The 17,748-nt window shown below is 33.5% G+C and carries 21 protein-coding genes; 5 read left to right on the top strand and 16 right to left on the bottom strand.

Annotation, left to right across the window (positions count from 1 at the left end):
- Nucleotide 1 precedes the first annotated feature (1 nt).
- The 16 genes from rplX to rpsL all read right to left on the bottom strand — a co-directional run bounded on the left by rplX (nt 2) and on the right by rpsL (nt 8,871).
- On the bottom strand, nt 2-313 hold the full coding sequence (gene rplX / locus ACH5TW_RS12950; RefSeq protein ID WP_439336925.1) for a 50S ribosomal protein L24: 312 nt from the start codon (nt 311-313) through the stop codon (nt 2-4).
- Nucleotides 314-327: 14 nt separating this feature from the next.
- Nucleotides 328-696, bottom strand: coding sequence for a 50S ribosomal protein L14 (gene rplN / locus ACH5TW_RS12945; protein ID WP_069831953.1), 369 nt, complete (start codon nt 694-696; stop codon nt 328-330).
- Nucleotides 697-698: 2 nt separating this feature from the next.
- Nucleotides 699-956 (bottom strand): 30S ribosomal protein S17, encoded by a 258-nt coding sequence (rpsQ, locus tag ACH5TW_RS12940; RefSeq protein ID WP_019386276.1) that lies wholly within the window; start codon nt 954-956, stop codon nt 699-701.
- 12 nt (nt 957-968) lie between these two features.
- Nucleotides 969-1,160 (bottom strand): 50S ribosomal protein L29, encoded by a 192-nt coding sequence (gene rpmC / locus ACH5TW_RS12935; protein WP_298532135.1) that lies wholly within the window; start codon nt 1,158-1,160, stop codon nt 969-971.
- A gap of 13 nt (nt 1,161-1,173) precedes the next feature.
- Nucleotides 1,174-1,593: a 50S ribosomal protein L16 gene (gene rplP / locus ACH5TW_RS12930; protein ID WP_439336924.1), complete on the bottom strand. Its 420-nt coding sequence runs from the start codon at nt 1,591-1,593 to the stop codon at nt 1,174-1,176.
- A gap of 21 nt (nt 1,594-1,614) precedes the next feature.
- A complete protein-coding gene (gene rpsC, locus ACH5TW_RS12925) occupies nt 1,615-2,340 on the bottom strand; it encodes a 30S ribosomal protein S3 (RefSeq protein ID WP_439337516.1) in 726 nt (241 codons plus the stop codon).
- A gap of 7 nt (nt 2,341-2,347) precedes the next feature.
- Complete coding sequence (gene rplV / locus ACH5TW_RS12920) at nt 2,348-2,755, bottom strand: 50S ribosomal protein L22 (RefSeq protein ID WP_439336923.1); 408 nt, start codon at nt 2,753-2,755, stop codon at nt 2,348-2,350.
- 6 nt (nt 2,756-2,761) lie between these two features.
- Nucleotides 2,762-3,040, bottom strand: a complete 279-nt coding sequence (rpsS, locus tag ACH5TW_RS12915) for a 30S ribosomal protein S19 (protein ID WP_042499126.1) — start codon at nt 3,038-3,040, stop codon at nt 2,762-2,764.
- A gap of 3 nt (nt 3,041-3,043) precedes the next feature.
- Nucleotides 3,044-3,871 carry a 50S ribosomal protein L2 gene (gene rplB, locus ACH5TW_RS12910; protein ID WP_439336922.1) on the bottom strand — a complete coding sequence of 276 codons (828 nt, stop codon included), beginning with the start codon at nt 3,869-3,871 and terminating at the stop codon, nt 3,044-3,046.
- A 10-nt stretch (nt 3,872-3,881) separates the two neighbouring features.
- The gene (gene rplW, locus ACH5TW_RS12905) at nt 3,882-4,172 is read right to left on the bottom strand and encodes a 50S ribosomal protein L23 (protein ID WP_439336921.1); all 291 of its coding nucleotides are present in this window, start codon (nt 4,170-4,172) and stop codon (nt 3,882-3,884) included.
- Nucleotides 4,173-4,177: 5 nt separating this feature from the next.
- Nucleotides 4,178-4,807, bottom strand: coding sequence for a 50S ribosomal protein L4 (gene rplD, locus ACH5TW_RS12900; protein WP_439336920.1), 630 nt, complete (start codon nt 4,805-4,807; stop codon nt 4,178-4,180).
- Nucleotides 4,807-5,424 carry a 50S ribosomal protein L3 gene (rplC, locus tag ACH5TW_RS12895; RefSeq protein ID WP_439336919.1) on the bottom strand — a complete coding sequence of 206 codons (618 nt, stop codon included), beginning with the start codon at nt 5,422-5,424 and terminating at the stop codon, nt 4,807-4,809. The genes rplD and rplC overlap by 1 nt, the downstream gene beginning before the upstream one ends.
- 122 nt (nt 5,425-5,546) lie before the next feature.
- Nucleotides 5,547-5,852 (bottom strand): 30S ribosomal protein S10, encoded by a 306-nt coding sequence (gene rpsJ / locus ACH5TW_RS12890; RefSeq protein WP_007650482.1) that lies wholly within the window; start codon nt 5,850-5,852, stop codon nt 5,547-5,549.
- Between the two features lie 11 nt (nt 5,853-5,863).
- A complete protein-coding gene (gene fusA, locus ACH5TW_RS12885; protein ID WP_439336918.1) occupies nt 5,864-7,990 on the bottom strand; it encodes an elongation factor G in 2,127 nt (708 codons plus the stop codon).
- Between the two features lie 6 nt (nt 7,991-7,996).
- Nucleotides 7,997-8,473, bottom strand: coding sequence for a 30S ribosomal protein S7 (gene rpsG, locus ACH5TW_RS12880; RefSeq protein ID WP_439336917.1), 477 nt, complete (start codon nt 8,471-8,473; stop codon nt 7,997-7,999).
- Nucleotides 8,474-8,496: 23 nt separating this feature from the next.
- Entirely contained in the window at nt 8,497-8,871 is a 375-nt protein-coding gene (gene rpsL / locus ACH5TW_RS12875) for a 30S ribosomal protein S12 (protein WP_114299995.1), read from the bottom strand.
- Between the two features lie 364 nt (nt 8,872-9,235).
- Here rpsL and ACH5TW_RS12870 point away from each other — a divergent pair, with 364 nt between their 5' ends.
- From ACH5TW_RS12870 to ACH5TW_RS12850, 5 genes are all read left to right on the top strand, one after another.
- The gene (locus ACH5TW_RS12870) at nt 9,236-10,879 is read left to right on the top strand and encodes a POTRA domain-containing protein (RefSeq protein ID WP_439336916.1); all 1,644 of its coding nucleotides are present in this window, start codon (nt 9,236-9,238) and stop codon (nt 10,877-10,879) included.
- Between the two features lie 117 nt (nt 10,880-10,996).
- The gene (locus ACH5TW_RS12865) at nt 10,997-14,119 is read left to right on the top strand and encodes a SusC/RagA family TonB-linked outer membrane protein (RefSeq protein WP_439336915.1); all 3,123 of its coding nucleotides are present in this window, start codon (nt 10,997-10,999) and stop codon (nt 14,117-14,119) included.
- Nucleotides 14,120-14,169: 50 nt separating this feature from the next.
- The gene (locus ACH5TW_RS12860) at nt 14,170-15,828 is read left to right on the top strand and encodes a SusD/RagB family nutrient-binding outer membrane lipoprotein (protein WP_439336914.1); all 1,659 of its coding nucleotides are present in this window, start codon (nt 14,170-14,172) and stop codon (nt 15,826-15,828) included.
- A 15-nt stretch (nt 15,829-15,843) separates the two neighbouring features.
- Complete coding sequence (locus ACH5TW_RS12855) at nt 15,844-16,773, top strand: hypothetical protein (RefSeq protein WP_439336913.1); 930 nt, start codon at nt 15,844-15,846, stop codon at nt 16,771-16,773.
- 33 nt (nt 16,774-16,806) lie between these two features.
- The gene (locus tag ACH5TW_RS12850) at nt 16,807-17,685 is read left to right on the top strand and encodes a hypothetical protein (protein WP_439336912.1); all 879 of its coding nucleotides are present in this window, start codon (nt 16,807-16,809) and stop codon (nt 17,683-17,685) included.
- Nucleotides 17,686-17,748 lie beyond the last annotated feature (63 nt).

The following is a 17,748-nucleotide window of genomic DNA, read 5'->3' as shown; positions in this document are numbered from 1 at the left end:
ACTATATTACTTCATTAGATTTTGTTGAAAATCTTACTTTTTTATCGCCTTCTACTCTATAACCAACTCTAGTTGTTTCTCCTTTTGAAGTTAACAAAGATAAATTAGAAATATGAATAGCAGCTTCTTTCTCTACGATTCCTCCTTGAGGATTTTGTGCACTTGGTTTAGTATGTTTCTTAACCATGTTTACACCCTCAACTATCGCCTTGTTCTTTTCTATCAATACTTTTTGTACAGTACCTTCAGATCCTTTATGATCTCCAGCAATTACTTTTACAGTATCTCCAGTTTTTATTTTAAGCTTTCCCATCTTAATATTCTGTATTAAAGCACCTCAGGTGCTAATGATACGATTTTCATGAATTGTTTATCACGAAGCTCTCTAGCAACAGGACCAAAAACACGTGTTCCTCTCATTTCACCCGTTGGGTTTAATAAAACACAAGCATTATCATCAAATCTTATATAAGATCCGTCTGGTCTTCTTACTTCTTTCTTAGTACGTACAACAACTGCTGTAGAAACTGCTTTTTTCTTAATGTTTCCATTAGGAGTTGCATCTTTAACAGAAACAACTATCTTATCTCCAACAGAAGCGTATCTTCTTTTAGTTCCTCCTAAAACACGGATAACTAAAACTTCTTTAGCTCCGGTGTTGTCTGCTACTTTTATTCTTGATTCTTGTTGTAACATAATTATTTAGCTCTTTCTAGGATTTCTACTAATCTCCAACATTTAGATTTACTTAAAGGTCTTGTTTCCATGATCTTTACTGTATCACCAATGTTACAATCGTTCGTTTCGTCGTGTGCAACATATTTCTTTGTTTTTAACACGAACTTACCATACATAGGGTGTTTTACTTTTTTAACCTCTGCAACAACTATTGATTTTTGCATTTTGTTACTAGTAACAACTCCTATACGTTCTTTTCTTAAATTTCTTGTTTCCATCTTTCAGCAGAATTATTGTAATTCTCTTTTAGTTAATTCTGTCGCAATTCTAGCTACTGTTCTTCTTACTGAACGTAATTGAATTGGATTTTCTAAAGGAGATATTGCATGAGCCAATTTTAGGTCTGAATAACTCTTTTTTGTTTCACCAAGTTTCTCTTGTAACTCAGCTACAGATAATTCTTTAATTTCTGATTGTTTCATAATATCAAATAAATTATGCTTCGTAATCTCTAGCGATTAAGAACTTAGTTTTTACTGGTAATTTTTGAGCTGCTAAGCGTAATGCTTCTTTAGCTACATCAAGAGGTACACCTCCGATTTCAAAAATAACTCTTCCTGGTTTACATACTGCTACCCAGTATTCAACCGATCCTTTACCTTTACCCATACGTACTTCAAGAGGCTTTTTTGTAATTGGCTTGTCTGGAAATACTTTTATCCAAAGTTGCCCTTCTCTTTTCATGTAACGTGTAGCGGCAATACGAGCTGCTTCAATTTGACGTGATGTCAAAAAGGTTGCATCTAACACTTTTATTCCAAAAGTTCCGTTTGATAATTGGCTTCCTCTTTGAGAAAGACCTTTCATACGTCCTTTTTGCTGTTTACGAAATTTTGTTCTTTTAGGCTGTAACATTTTTCTTTACTTTATAAAAAATTACTTTCTACGACGAGGGTTAGATTTATTTCCACCACGTCCTCCGGCTCCACCTTTTCCTTGCTTTTTGGACATTCCAACAAGCGGAGAAAGTTCTCTTTTACCATATACTTCACCTTTCATGATCCATACTTTAACACCTAATCTACCATAAGTAGTGTGTGCCTCAACTAAAGCGTAATCAATATCGGCTCTGAAGGTTGATAAAGGAATACGTCCTTCTTTGTAGTGTTCAGAACGTGCCATTTCAGCACCATTTAAACGACCACTAATTTGGATTTTAATTCCTTCAGCGTTCATACGCATTGTAGCAGCAATAGCCATCTTAATTGCACGTCTGTATGAAATTCTATTTTCAATTTGACGAGCGATGCTTGATCCTACTAAAAATGCATCAAGTTCAGGTCTTTTAATTTCAAAGATGTTAATCTGAACTTCCTTACCAGTAATTTTCTTAAGTTCTTCTTTTAACTTGTCTACCTCTTGACCGCCTTTACCAATAATGATACCTGGACGAGCCGTTGTGATAGTAACGGTTACAAGTTTAAGAGTTCTTTCGATAATTACTCTACTAACACTAGCTTTAGATAAACGTGCGTGAACGTATTTTCTAATTTTATCGTCTTCGGCAAGCTTATCTCCATAATCATTACCTCCGTACCAGTTAGATTCCCATCCTCTGATAATACCTAAGCGATTCCCGATTGGATTTGTTTTTTGTCCCATATCTATCTTAGCTTTGTGTGTTATTGTTTGCTCCAACTACGATTGTTACGTGGTTTGAACGTTTTCTAATTCTGTGTGCACGACCTTGAGGAGCTGGACGTAATCTTTTTAACATAGATCCGCTATCAACTTTTATCTCTTTAACGATCAATTCAGCCTCTTCAATATTAGCTTCTTCGTTTTTAGCTTGCCAGTTTGCAATTGCAGACAATAACAATTTTTCTAAACGACCAGATGCTTCTTTTTGGTTGAATTTTAATATATTAAGTGCATGTTCTACTTTTTCGCCTCTTACTAAATCGGCTACTAAACGCATTTTTCTTGGTGATGTAGGACAATTATTAAGTTTAGCAAAAGCAACTTGCTTTTTAGCTTCCTTAATAGCGTCTGCCATTTGTTTTTTACGACTTCCCATAGCTTACTACTTTTTACCTTTATTTTTAGCACCTGCATGTCCACGGAATGAACGTGTTGGTGAAAATTCTCCTAATTTATGACCTACCATATTTTCTGTAACATATACTGGTACAAATTGACGGCCATTGTGAACTGCAATTGTTTGTCCTACAAAATCTGGAGTAATCATACTTGCTCTTGACCAAGTTTTAATTACTGTTTTTTTGTTAGATTCAACATTAACAGCTACTTTCTTTTCTAATTTATAATGAACGTAAGGTCCTTTTTTTAGTGATCTTGCCATGTCTTATTTCTTTCTACGTTCTACAATATATTTATTACTTGCTTTAGTCTTAGAACGGGTTCTATAACCTTTAGCTGGTATACCGTTTCTAGAACGAGGATGTCCACCTGCAGATTTACCTTCACCACCACCCATTGGATGATCAACTGGATTCATAACTACTGGTCTAGTACGAGGTCTTCTTCCTAACCATCTTGTTCTACCTGCTTTACCACCTACTAATAATTGGTGATCTGAATTAGATACAACACCTATTGTAGCCATACAGTTAGCAAGAATTAATCTTGTTTCTCCTGATGGTAATTTAACAGTAGCAAACTTACCATCTCTTGCCATTAACTGAGCAAAAGCACCAGCACTACGAGCCATAACAGCTCCTTGACCTGGACGTAACTCTATGCAAGAAATAATAGTTCCTAATGGAATTTGACTTAATGGCATTGAGTTTCCAATTTCTGGAGCAATACCTTCTTCACCTGACACTATATTTTGCCCTACTTGTAAACCGTTTTGAGCAATAATATATCTTTTCTCGCCATCTTGATAGTTCAATAGAGCAATAAAAGCTGTTCTATTTGGATCGTACTCGATAGACTTAACTTCAGCTGGGATTCCAGTTTTGTTACGTTTAAAATCGATAATACGATACTTTCTTTTATGACCACCACCTATATAGCGCATGGTCATTTTTCCTTGACTGTTTCTACCACCAGACCTTTTATTCGGAACGAGTAAACTCTTTTCCGGCTTATCAGTAGTTATGGCATCATAGCCATTTACTACTCTAAAACGCTGTCCTGGTGTGATTGGTTTTAATTTTCTTACTGACATCTGTCTTTAATTACATGTTACTGTATAAATCAATCATTTCACCTTCCGCCAGTTGTACAATTGCTTTTTTAACAGCATTTGTTTTACCATGTTGAATACCTGTCTTTGTATGACGAGTTCTTCTATCTGGACGGACATTTATAGTACGAACTTTTTCAACAGAAACACCATAAACAGCTTCCACTGCTTTTTTGATTTCTACCTTGTTCGCCTTTGTATTCACCGCGAAAGTATAGCAGTTATTTAACTCGCTATCTGCTGTCGCTTTTTCTGTGATTATAGGTTTAATTAAGATACTCATTGTTTCTATTTACTTAAATTTGTTACAATTCCTTCTAAAGCTCCTTCTAAAAGCACTACTTGATTTGCATTCAAGATTTTATAAGTACTTATTTCTGAAGAAGTTACAACTTCAGAGCCTTTTAAATTGCGCGATGACAAATATACATTATTATTCGACCCACCCAACACAAAGAGCGTTTTTTTGTTTTCTAAGTCTAAAGCTTTTAAAACAGCTGTAAAGTTTTTAGTCTTTGCTGTGTCAAAACTAAAGTCTTCTAAAACAGTAATTGACTTCTCTCCTGCTTTGATACTTAAGGCAGATTTACGTGCCAAACGTTTCAAGTTTTTATTAAGTTTGAAACTGTAATTTCTAGGTCTTGGACCGAACATACGACCACCACCTTTAAATACACCAGACTTAATACTACCTGCTCTCGCTGTACCAGTTCCTTTTTGCTTTTTAATCTTACGCGTACTTCCAGAAATCTCAGCTCTTTCTTTCGATTTGTGAGTTCCTTGACGTTGGTTTGCTAAATATTGTTTAACATCCAAATATACTGCATGATCATTAGGCTCAATAGCAAACACATCCTTAGAAAGGTCTGCCTTTCTACCTGTGTCTTTTCCGTTTATATCTAAAACTGCTATCTTCATTATTTTCTAATAATTACATAAGCGTTTTTGTGACCAGGTACACAACCTTTAACCACAAGTAAATTCTTTTCAGAAACTACTTTTAAAACTCTTAAATTTTGAACTTTAACTGTGTCTCCACCCATTCTTCCTGCCATTTTCATTCCTTTGAAAACTCTTGCAGGGTAAGATGCAGCTCCAATAGATCCTGGCGCTCTTAAACGGTTATGTTGACCGTGAGTAGCTTGACCTACACCACCGAAACCATGACGTTTTACAACACCTTGAAATCCTTTACCTTTAGATGTTCCTGCTACATCAACAAATTCACCTTCAGTGAAATGTTCAACAGTGATTGCATCTCCTAATTTGTACTCCTCATCAAAACCTTTGAATTCAACAACTTTGCGTTTTACAGAAGTACCCGCCTTTTTAGCATGACCTAAGTCTGCTTTAGTAGCGCTTTTTTCTGTCGCGTCATCGAAACCAAGTTGGATAGCTTTATAACCATCTACTTCTTCAGTTCTGACTTGGGTAACGATACATGGTCCAGCTTCGATTACTGTACAAGGAATATTCTTCCCGTTTTCATCAAAGATGCTGGTCATACCGATTTTCTTTCCAATTAACCCAGACATAATTATTTATTTAATTTATTACTATTTGTTATTAAAATTCAAGGCTGAAAATACGTTTCAGCCTTGAATTGTATTTTTACCGTTTTTCCCTCGCTCGCAGCTCAGGACATGTAAGTTTAAAACTAAACTTTTATCTCTACTTCAACACCACTTGGTAATTCAAGCTTCATTAACGCATCAATTGTTTTTGATGACGAAGAGTAAATATCTAACAATCTTTTATAAGAAGATAATTGAAATTGTTCTCTTGATTTCTTGTTTACGTGTGGAGAACGTAATACAGTGAAAATTTTCTTGTGTGTTGGTAATGGAATTGGTCCAGTTACAACAGCACCTGTACTTTTTACTGTTTTTACAATCTTATCAGCAGACTTATCTACTAAGTTATGATCGTAAGACTTTAATTTTATTCTGATTTTTTGACTCATTTTCTTAACTTTTAAGATTGTTCTCCTTTTGCTGCTTTAATAACTTCTTCAGATATATTTGAAGGAGTTTCAGCATAGTGTGAAAATTCCATTGTTGATGTTGCACGACCAGAAGATAATGTTCTTAATGTTGTTACATATCCAAACATTTCTGATAATGGCACAGTAGCTTTTACAGTTTTTGCACCAGCTCTATCACCCATATCACTTACTTGACCTCTTCTTCTATTTAAATCTCCAACAATATCACCCATGTTTTCTTCAGGAGTAATTACCTCAAGTTTCATAATAGGTTCCATTATTACAGCTTTAGCAGCTTTAGCACAAGCTTTAAATCCTAACTTAGCAGCTAATTCGAAAGATAGTTGATCTGAATCCACATCGTGGTAAGAACCATCTTTTAAAGTAACTTTCATAGCATCGATTTCGTAACCTGCTAAAGGTCCGTTTACCATCGCTTGTTTAAATCCTTTTTCAATTGAAGGGATAAATTCTTTAGGAACGTTACCACCTTTAATTATAGATTCGAACTGAAGACCTACTTGACCTTCTTCTGCTGGTTCAACTGTAAATACAATATCAGCAAACTTACCACGACCACCAGATTGTTTTTTATAAACCTCTCTATGATCAGCCGATTGTGTAATAGCTTCTTTATATTCAACTTGTGGTTGTCCTTGATTTACTTCAACTTTAAACTCACGTTTAAGACGATCAACAATTACATCTAAGTGAAGCTCACCCATTCCTGAAATAATTGTTTGACCTGAAGCCTCATCTGAACGTACTGTAAAGGTAGGGTCTTCTTCAGCTAATTTAGCTAAGCCCATTCCTAATTTATCAACATCTGCTTTAGTTTTAGGCTCAACCGCGATACCAATTACAGGATCTGGGAAGTCCATAGATTCTAAAACAATAGGACTTTTTTCAGCTGAAAGTGTATCTCCTGTTTTAATAGATTTAAATCCAACAGCAGCTCCAATATCTCCAGCTTCTATATAATCAATTGCATTTTGCTTATTAGCGTGCATTTGGTAGATACGTGAAATACGTTCTTTTTTACCTGAACGGTTATTTAATACATAAGAACCTGCATCTAAACGACCAGAATACGCTCTAAAGAAAGCTAAACGACCTACGAAAGGATCGGTAGCAATTTTAAATGCTAAAGCAGCAAACGGCTCCTTTACATCTGGTTTACGTAAAATTTCTTCTCCAGAATTTGGATCTGTACCTACAATACCTTCTTTATCAACAGGAGAAGGTAAATAACGACATACAGCATCTAATAAGAATTGTACACCTTTATTTTTAAAAGCAGAACCACAAATCATAGGAATGATAGCCATATCCATTACAGCAGCTCTAAGTGCAGCATGCACTTCTTCTTCTGTAATAGAATCTTCATCTTCCATGAATTTTTCTAAAAGATTCTCATCATAACCTGCTACTTCTTCAATAAGTAATGCACGATATTTATGAGCTTCTTCTTTTAAATCTTCTGGAATCTCAATAACATCAAAAGTTGCTCCTTGAGTTTCATCGTGCCAAACAATAGCACGGTTTTTTACTAAATCTATAATACCTTTAAAATCATCTTCGTCACCAATATTTAAAACGATTGGCACCGCGTTAGATTTTAACATATCTTTTACTTGTTGACAAACACCTAAAAAGTCAGATCCTTGACGGTCCATTTTATTAACGAAACCAATTCTTGGTACTTTATAGTTATCAGCTAGTCTCCAGTTAGTTTCAGACTGAGGCTCAACACCATCAACTGCACTAAATAAAAACACTAAACCATCAAGTACACGTAACGAACGATTTACTTCAACAGTAAAATCTACGTGACCCGGTGTGTCAATTATATTAAAGTGATAATCTTTTGCATCAGCTGTAGGCTCTCCATTTTCAATAGGGAATTTCCACTCACAAGTTGTAGCAGCAGAAGTAATAGTAATACCTCTTTCTTGCTCTTGCTCCATCCAGTCCATTGTAGCAGCACCATCATGCACTTCTCCAATTTTATGAGATACACCTGTATAATAAAGAATACGCTCTGTAGTAGTAGTTTTTCCTGCATCAATATGTGCAGCAATACCTATATTTCTAGTTAATTTTAAATTTCTTGCCATTTCTTATTAAAATCTAAAGTGAGAGAATGCTTTATTTGCTTCTGCCATTTTGTGAGTATCAACTCTTTTCTTAACCGCTGCTCCTTCTTCTTTAGCTGCTGCTAAAACTTCTGAAGCTAAACGTAATGCCATAGATTTTTCGTTTCTTTTTCTTGAATAGCTAATTAACCATTTCATAGCTGTTGAAACTTTTCTGTCTGGACGAATTTGCATTGGAATTTGAAATGTTGCACCACCTACTCTACGACTACGCACTTCTACGTGAGGCATAACGTTTGATAAGGCATCTTTCCAGATTTCTAAAGCTGTTTTTTCTTCGTCAGTTTTTTTCGATTCTACAATGTCAATCGCATCGTAAAACACTTTAAAAGCTACCGATTTCTTCCCATCCCACATCATCATGTTAACAAAACGAGTTACTAACTGATCGTTAAAACGTGGATCTGGTAAAAGCGGTCTCTTTTTTGCTGCTCTTTTTCTCATGTCTTCTTCTTAAAGTTTTTTAATTACTTCTTAGGGCGTTTTGCACCATACTTAGATCTACGTTGGGTTCTTCCTGAAACACCAGCGGTGTCTAAAGCTCCACGAACTACGTGATATCTAACTCCTGGTAAATCTTTTACCCTTCCACCTCTAACCAATACTATCGAGTGCTCTTGTAAATTGTGACCTTCTCCACCGATGTATGCATTTACTTCGTTTCCGTTTGTTAAACGAACCCTTGCTACCTTACGCATTGCTGAGTTAGGTTTTTTAGGAGTCGTCGTGTAAACACGAGTACACACACCACGTCTTTGAGGACACGAATCTAAAGCAGCCGATTTACTCTTCTTGGTTATTTTGGCTCTTCCTTTTCGTACTAATTGTGAAATTGTTGGCATATATATTATATATAAATTTTAAAATCCTCTTCTAAGAGGGCTGCAAAGGTAGAAATTAAAATGAATATTTCAAACCCTAATTCATTAATTTTCATAACATAGTCAAAAATTTCCCTAAGACCTTGTGTAATCAATAAAATTACAAAGCTATTTACCTCCTTATTTTCTAGTTTTTTAAAACTATAACAGCTTTTTTTTACAACAAACCTTCCCTAAGTGATTTTAATAGAATTTAAAATTTATACATATCTCCATATTATAAGTGTGGTTTTTCCGTTAGATTTACACAATTAAATAAGTTGTTTGTAGCGTGTTAAAAAACTTTTCCATTACTCTTATTATATGTTTACTTTTTTCAATAAAGTTGGCATCCCAAAATCTTAAACTTAAAATTAGAGGGGATTCCGATTATGAAACTGAGATAATCGATTCTTTAAACTACAAAAAAACTCATTTAGATTTTAATTCGATTAAGCTTGAAGTAGATTCTATTGAAAAAAAACTTTATAAGATAGGTTATATTGAAAACAAACGAAGTCTAATAGAAAAAATAAACGACTCAACATTCATTACTCAATTCCAATTAAAAAAGAAATTTGACTCCTTATTTATATACTATAATAAAAACTCAATAGACCCTCAAATTTTAAATTCAATTTCGAAAAATATTTTTGATGATTATTTTATAATAAATTTCAACAAAGCTGAAAGCGTTTTAAACTTTATTAATTCAAAAATTTCAAATCAAGGACTTCCTTTTTCAAAATTACAATTATCAAATATTGAAATTATAAAAAGCAACAGTCTAAAAGCCGAACTTATTATTGAATCAAAAACAAAGGAAAGAAGTATTAGTAATATCATTATTAAAGGATACGAAAAATTTCCGCACTCCTATTTAAAACATTATTTAAAAATTAAACCTAACCAACCTTTTAATTTAAATTCAATAAAAAGAAAAACCGAACGCTTAAATGATTTAAAATTTGCGAACCAAATAAAAGCTCCTGAAGTATTATTTTCTAAAGATTCCACATCATTATATATATACCTTGAAAAATCTAAAAGTAATGCCTTTGATGGCTTTTTAGGATTTGGCACTAATGAAGAAACTAACAATCTAGAATTTGATGGCTACTTAAATTTAAACCTTACTAATAATTTAAACTTTGGAGAAAGTTTTAGACTCCTATACAAGAGTGATGAAAACGATCAAAAAACTTTCAACACCAATTTAACACTTCCATATATATTTAAATCACCTATTGGTGTTGATTTGCAATTACAGATTTTTAAAAGAGATTCTTCTTTCACAACTGTGAATCAATCGACAAAACTTCACTATCAAATTAATTCTAAACACAAACTATATACTGGGTTATCAAACTTAGAATCTAACAACCTATTAACAGAAGGAACCACATCTAATAACATAGCAGACTACAAAACATCTTATTACACTTTTGCATATGAGTTTTTAAAACCTCAATCCTATAATTTTTTATTCCCCATAAATTCTAAGTTTTATTTTGAAGCTAACTTTGGAAAAAGAAATGCAACAAATGAATCTCAAAAACAATCACAATTTAGTATTGATGCATTTAAGACTTTCAATCTTAACCTTAAAAACAGTATTTATATAAGAATAAATAGTTCAATTCTAATTTCTAACACCTACTTAGAAAATGAATTATTTAGATTTGGTGGCATCAATTCCATTAGAGGCTTTGAAGAAAACAGCTTACTAGCATCATCATTTGGTATTATTAACGGAGAATACAGGCTTCAATTAACAAACAGCATCTATATAAATTCTATTACTGATGTTGCCTATTTTGAAAATAAAATTCTAAACACAAAAGAAAAACTATTTGGATATGGATTTGGATTTGGCGTTTTAACCAAAGCAGGGCTATTAAAATTTAATTATGCTAATGGTAAAATAGAGAATCAAAAATTTAAACTATCAAATTTTAAGATACATATCAATATAACTACAGATTTTTAGTGTTTTTCTGTTATTTCCTTAAAATTCACACCTGAAAAGCAAATTTTAACCATTATTTATTGTTTTATTAACTTTTTATTATGATTTTTGGCATTGACTAATTCAAATAATTATAAAATGAAAACAAAGTTTAGTGGAATTTTAACGCTATTACTAGCGTTTGTCGTGCAAATAACATTTGCACAAGAAAAGACAATTTCAGGTACGGTATCAGATGAATCTGGCCTACCACTTCCTGGAGCAACTGTCTTAGTTAAAGGTACTACTTCTGGTACTTCAACAGATTTTGATGGTAATTACTCAATAAATGTAAGTCAGGGTTCTACTCTGGTTTTTAGTTTTGTTGGTAATAAAACCAAAGAAGTAGTTGTAGGTGCTTCCAGTAAAATTAACGTTATTTTGGAAGAAGATGCAGAATCTTTAGAAGAAGTTGTTATTACCGCCCAAGGTATTAAGCGTGAGAAAAAAGCACTTGGGTATGCCGTAACTACAATATCGGCACAATCCATAGAAAGCAAACCTGAAGCAGATGTTGCTAAGTTACTTACTGGTAAAATTGCTGGGGTTCAAGTTAATACTGCCGGAGGTTTTTTAGGACAATCACCAAGTGTAATTATTAGATCTAAAAACTCTATTACGGGAAACAATCAACCGTTATATGTAGTTGATGGAATTCCAATTGCAGGTGATCGTTCTTTTGATATTGACCCTAACAACATTTCTTCAACAAGTGTTCTTAAAGGTCTAGCTGCATCTACACTTTATGGTGAGGATGGTAGAAATGGAGTTATTTTAATAACTACCAAAACTGGATCTCCTATTTTAAAAGAAGGGAAGTTTGAAATACAAATTATAAATACAACCTCATTATTGGAAGTTGCAAACCTACCTGATTTTCAAAATACTTACGGGCAAGGTTCAGACAATAATATTAATACAACTTTCTTAGGGACTTGGGGGGCAAAATTTAATGGTCAACAAGCACCACACCCTCTTGCTATTGGAGAATACGCAGAATCTTTTCCTCAGTTTCAAGGCCAAACTGTAGAATATAAAGCGTTCCCTAATAACGTTAACGACTTCTTCAATACTAATTTTGGACGCAATACTTCTGTATTGGTTACAAAAAGTACTGAAAACGCTTCTTTTAGTTTTAACGTAAGTCATACAGATCAAAAAGGTGTTGTTGAAGCAAGTAAATTACAAAGATTAAACATGTCGTTTGGTGGTTCTGCAAGGTTAAGTAATAATTTTGTTTTAAATGCAAAGGCTGATTACTCAAATACAGTATCATCTAGACCTACATTAAATGTATTTGATATATTAACTTGGATACCAAGAAACTTAGATATTCAAAACCTACCATTTGAAGACCCTAATACAGGTGCAAATGTTTACTACAGAGATGATTTCGCAAACCCTTTATGGCAGTTAAAAAATAGTGGATATGCTGATGATAGTGATCGTATAACTGCTAGTACTAACTTAGTATATACACTTAATGATAAATTAAGCTTAGGCTATACATTTGGTTTAGATAAATACAACGAAATTAATAGAGATCACCAAAATAAAGGTGGTATAATTGCTCCATTAGGTTTTTTACAATACTACGTTAACACTAGCAAAGTAACAAACCATCGTTTCTTATTTAATTTCAGTGACATTAAATTAACTGAAAACGTTTCTATACAAGGTCAATTAGGTATGGAAACAAAAAACACTGTTAGAGAAATTAATGGCGTTGTTGGAAGTGACCAAGTTGTATTTGGGTTTGTAGATTTAGATAATTACAGAACTTATACACCACAAACAGATTTTACAACTTTAGATGGCGAAGTTATTACATCATCAGAACAAAACAGAATCGGTGTTTTTGGAGGTGTAGATTTTGCATTTAAAAACTATCTTTACTTAAACCTACAAGCAAGAAATGATTGGGGTTCTACTGTTGAAAAAGACCAACAATCTGTATTTTACCCTAGTGTTTCTGTATCATTTTTACCAACTGCTGCATTTGATGGATTTGGAAGTAATGGTGATTATTTAAAGATTAGAGGTGGTTACGGTTCTTCAGCTAGTTTCCCTTTAGCATATTTAACTCGACCGGAATTAAATGCTAATCCAAACTCTTGGATAAATCCTTATGACAGTTCTGTAATAGCAACAAACTTCGTAAGTAGCTTTTTACCAAACCCAAATTTAAAACCAGAATTTTTAAAAGAGTTTGAAATTGGTGTAGAAGGAAAGTATTTAAATAATCGTTTGATTTTTGATATTTCTGCTTATAAGAAAACAACCGAAGATCAAATTTTATACTCTAACTTACCTAATTCAACAGGATATACACAAACTGCAATAAACGCAGGTGATGTTGTTACTGAAGGTTTAGAGGTTGGTTTAATTGTTACTCCACTTTTAACCGATGATTTTTCTTGGAATATTAATACAAATTTCACAGCCTATGAATCTACTGTTGAAAACCTTCCTATTGATTTAGTACAAATAGGAACACTTGGTGTAAATTCGGCTATTAATGGTGAGCCTTTTGGAGTATTCAGAGGAACATTTGCTGTTAAAGATGATGCTGGAAATTTATTAATTAACCCAACAACTGGTAAAATCATTTTTAGTGATGATGTTGGTTTAGAAGATGAAATTATAGGAGATCCAAACGAAGACTTTAGAGTTTCAACAATAAATTCTTTTACTTATAAAAACTTTAGTTTAAGTGCACAATTAGAATATGTTCATGGTGGTGACTTATATTCTACAACTGCTCAAAACTTATTAAGACGTGGTGTTACTAAAGACACAGAAGACAGAGAAGGAACCTTTGTTTTACCAGGTGTTTACGGAGACCCTGCAACTGGCTTACCAATACTTGATGGAAATGGAGATCCAATTCCTAATACCGTTCAAATTGGTCCAAACGATGTTTACTTCATTAACACACAAGATGTTGAAGAAAACCAAGTTTATGATGCTACTACCATTCGTTTAAGAGATGTATCATTAAGCTATCAACTATCTGGAAAAGCATTAGAAAAAACACCATTTGGAAGTGCTATATTTACTTTAACTGGCAACAACCTTTGGTTTTATACACCTAATATGCCAGAACATTTAAATCTCGATCCTGAAGTATTAGCTACTGGTCAAGGAAACTCTTTCGGTATTGATTTCCAAAATGCACCATCATACAAGCAATATTCGTTGAGCATTAAATTAACTTTTTAAAAGATTAAATAATGAAAATATTATATAAATCAAAAAGAATTTATTTCATTATGAGCATAATGCTGCTAGCATTAGTAAGCTCATGTGAAACTACAAATTTAGAATTACAAGCAAACCCATATGAGTTAACTGAGGAATCAGCAGATGCAAACTTTGTTTTAAATGGTATTCAAACAACATTTGGAATTCAAATGACATCATTTTCTTCTATTGTAGAACCCTTAGTAGATCATTCGAACTTATTCGGAACTTTTGCCCAATCGGCTGGTACCGATGCCATGAATGGTGTTTGGCAAAACACATATTCAATAACTAGTAATTTAAACTTCTTAGAAAGCTTATCTGAAACTAACAACTTACCTCAACATGTTGGAGTTGCTCAAGTATTAGAAGCTTACTCTTACGTTACATTAGTAGACTTTATAGGTGCAGCTGTTTATAGTGAAGCTGTAAATCCAGAGTTTGAAAATCCTTCTCTAGATAGTGGTCAGTCAATTTATGATGCTATGTATGATCAATTAGATTTAGCAATTGCTAATTTAAAGAAAGAAGGCTCACAAACCTTTGAAGATCTTTATTATGATGGTGACACATCTAAGTGGATAAAATTAGCTAACTCTTTAAAGCTAAGAATGTATGTTCAAAGCAAATTATCAACACCAAATGTTAGCGCATTAAATGCCATAGTTAGTGCTGGTAATTATATTAAAGAAGCAGATGATAATTTTGCTATTTATTTTGGGACAAGTGATAACAACCCAGATAACAGGCACCCATATTTTCAACAACAATATGCTGTAGGTACAACGGCAGGAAATACGTTTCAAAGTAATGGCTTCATGAATTTATTGCGTGTAGACAAAAATGCTAGAGACCCAAGGACTCCTTATTATTTCTATCGCCAAGATTTAAATGACCCTATTGATGAAGATATTGATCAATGTGATGACAACTATTTATATTGCTATTTAGGAAGTGGATATATTGGTAGAGACAGAGGAGATGATGACGGTATTCCTAATAATGGTGTTACTAGAACAGCATATGGTATTTATCCAGGTGGTGGTGCTTATGATGAAGCTGGTTCTCAAACAGAAGAAACAAACAATGCAAAAGACGCATATGATCCTTCTACAACAACATTAACTGAGGAAGAATTTATAGCTAACTATTTATTAAATGTTAATCCATCAACCGTAAATAGTACTAACAATGGTGGCGAAGGTATATTCCCAATATTAACTTCATCATTTATGAATTTCTTACTAGCTGAAGCAAGCTTACCTGCTCCTGCTGGCTTAGGTTCTTCTGGAAACGGAGCTACATTACTTGAAAATGCAATGCAAGAATCATTTGATTTAGTTGCTGAAGTTAGTGGTATTCCAATGGTTGAATCAGAAGTAAGTGACTATATTGATGAAGTAATTACAAATTTCAATGCTGGTTCTGATGAAGAAAAGCTAGAAATTATAATTAAAGAATATTATATAGCATCATTCGGGAACAGTGTGGAAGCTTACAATGCATATAGAAGAACAGGTTATCCTGATTTAGAAGCACACGTTTTACCTTCTGGAGGTGATTTTATTAGAAGTTTCTTCTATCCAGCAACAGAAATTGACACGAACGCTAATGAAGATTTTGAATTAAACAAAAAACTAACAGATCAAGTTTTTTGGGACACTAATCCTGCAGGCTTTATAGACTAATAAAAAAAAATGATGATGAAAAAAACAATATATATATTAACAGCACTAGTATTATTTATCGGCATATACGCTTGTACCGATGAGAGTACGTTTAATAATCCTACAGTTCATGATTTGGCAAAGGGAGGATTTGTAAAGTTTTCAGGTGCACAACCTGACGGTATCGTTTTTGAACCTCAGAATATTGAATATTCTGGTGAGATAATTGATGCAAATAACAACCTAAGTTCTTATACCTTAGCTTTAAAAGCAACTATAGGTGGAACAACTTATTACATTGACAATTATGATACATACACATCATTTCCTGCTACGTTAAACATTACTAGTCAACAAATAGCAGATAAAGCTGGGGTTTCTGTAAGTGACATTTCTTTTGGTGATTTATTTACATTCATTGGTATAGCCACTACTAATGATGGTAGAGTATTTAACGGTGAAAGAACTGAATTTGATACAGATACAGGAGTAATTGGAAAAGGCAATACAGAAGCTACTTTAGAAGTTGCTTCTTATTTTAATGCCATGAAAATTGTAATGGCAGTTGCTTGTCCACCTTCTCCTCCTGGAGTTTATACTATTGACATGCATGATTCTTATGGTGATGGATGGCAAACAGATGACGGTAATGGTGGAAGTGGTATTAAAATAACTGTCGATGATGAAGTTATTGAATTTGGTATGTGTTCACCTTACGGATCATCAAATACAGGAACATTTGCAGACGAAGCTGAAGGTGGTTGCACACCAAACGATGGTTCTGACGCTACTACTACTGTAGAAATACCAGCAGGTGCAGACCTTGTGCTTTGGGAATTCCCAGGAGACCAATATGGAGAAATTTCATTTGAAGTATACGATCCTAATGGAGACTTAATTGGCGAATATGGAACAAATACACCAGCAGGACTATTAGTATTATGTGATGCTGATCTTGGTACCTAAAATAATAACTATTTATAATAAATATAACTCAATATGAAAAATATAAAATATATAATATTAACAATAGTATGCATTGGCGCATTTTCCTGTGGAGATGACACCTTTACTAGAGCATATGTTGACGAAGAAGTTAAGACTCCACTTACTGGTACCATAACTATTGATAGTCCAATAACTAAAATTTTTAGCTCCGATGAAGTTGAGGCTACAGTTACTTTACCACAAAGTTTTACGGTAGAATCAACTGTTGAAATTACAATATCATCTTCATTTGTAGCAGCTTTTGAATTCGACCCTTATGAAGGAAAATCATATATTACAGTTCCTGCAGGAGCATCTTCAGCTTCTGGCACATTTGAAATACCAGATTTCGGTCAGGAAATTCCTTATGGAGGTGCACCTCTAACAGTTACTTTAACAGGTGTTGCGCTTACACAACCTGAAGATGGAGCTAAAGTAGATGACCCATACACTTTATCATCAGATCCGGTTACAATAAATTTACTACAATCAAATATTACGAGTAGTGCTTATTTAGCTCCAGGTGAAAATGTTTTAAAATTAAGTTTAGACTGGCAAGGCCCTTATGATTTAAATGATCTTGATTTATACGTATATAACAGTGATTTTTCTGAAGTATTTGAATCAGCAGAAAGTGGAGATAGATTTGAAGGTGATTTCTTTAACAATCCTGCAAATGAAGAATATGCTGATGGTGATTATATAATTGAAGTAGCTATTTGGAATGGAGATACTCCTATTCCTTTTCAATTGACTTTAACACAACCTGATGGTACAAGAGAAGTATTTGAAGGTACAGTAGAAGGTGGTCGTGGTGGCTATGTAGACTATGGTTTAACTCAAACAACCGATGGAGAAGGTGTTAGAACTTTTACATTATACGAACTTTAATTAGTAAATGATTTATTGATAAAAAACCACCTCAATCGAGGTGGTTTTTTTATACCTTTACCC

This window comes from Thalassobellus sediminis (genome assembly GCF_044386045.1).
GTDB classification, from domain to species: Bacteria; Bacteroidota; Bacteroidia; order Flavobacteriales; family Flavobacteriaceae; genus Thalassobellus; species Thalassobellus sediminis.
This window is presented reverse-complemented; position numbering and strand designations above follow the sequence as displayed.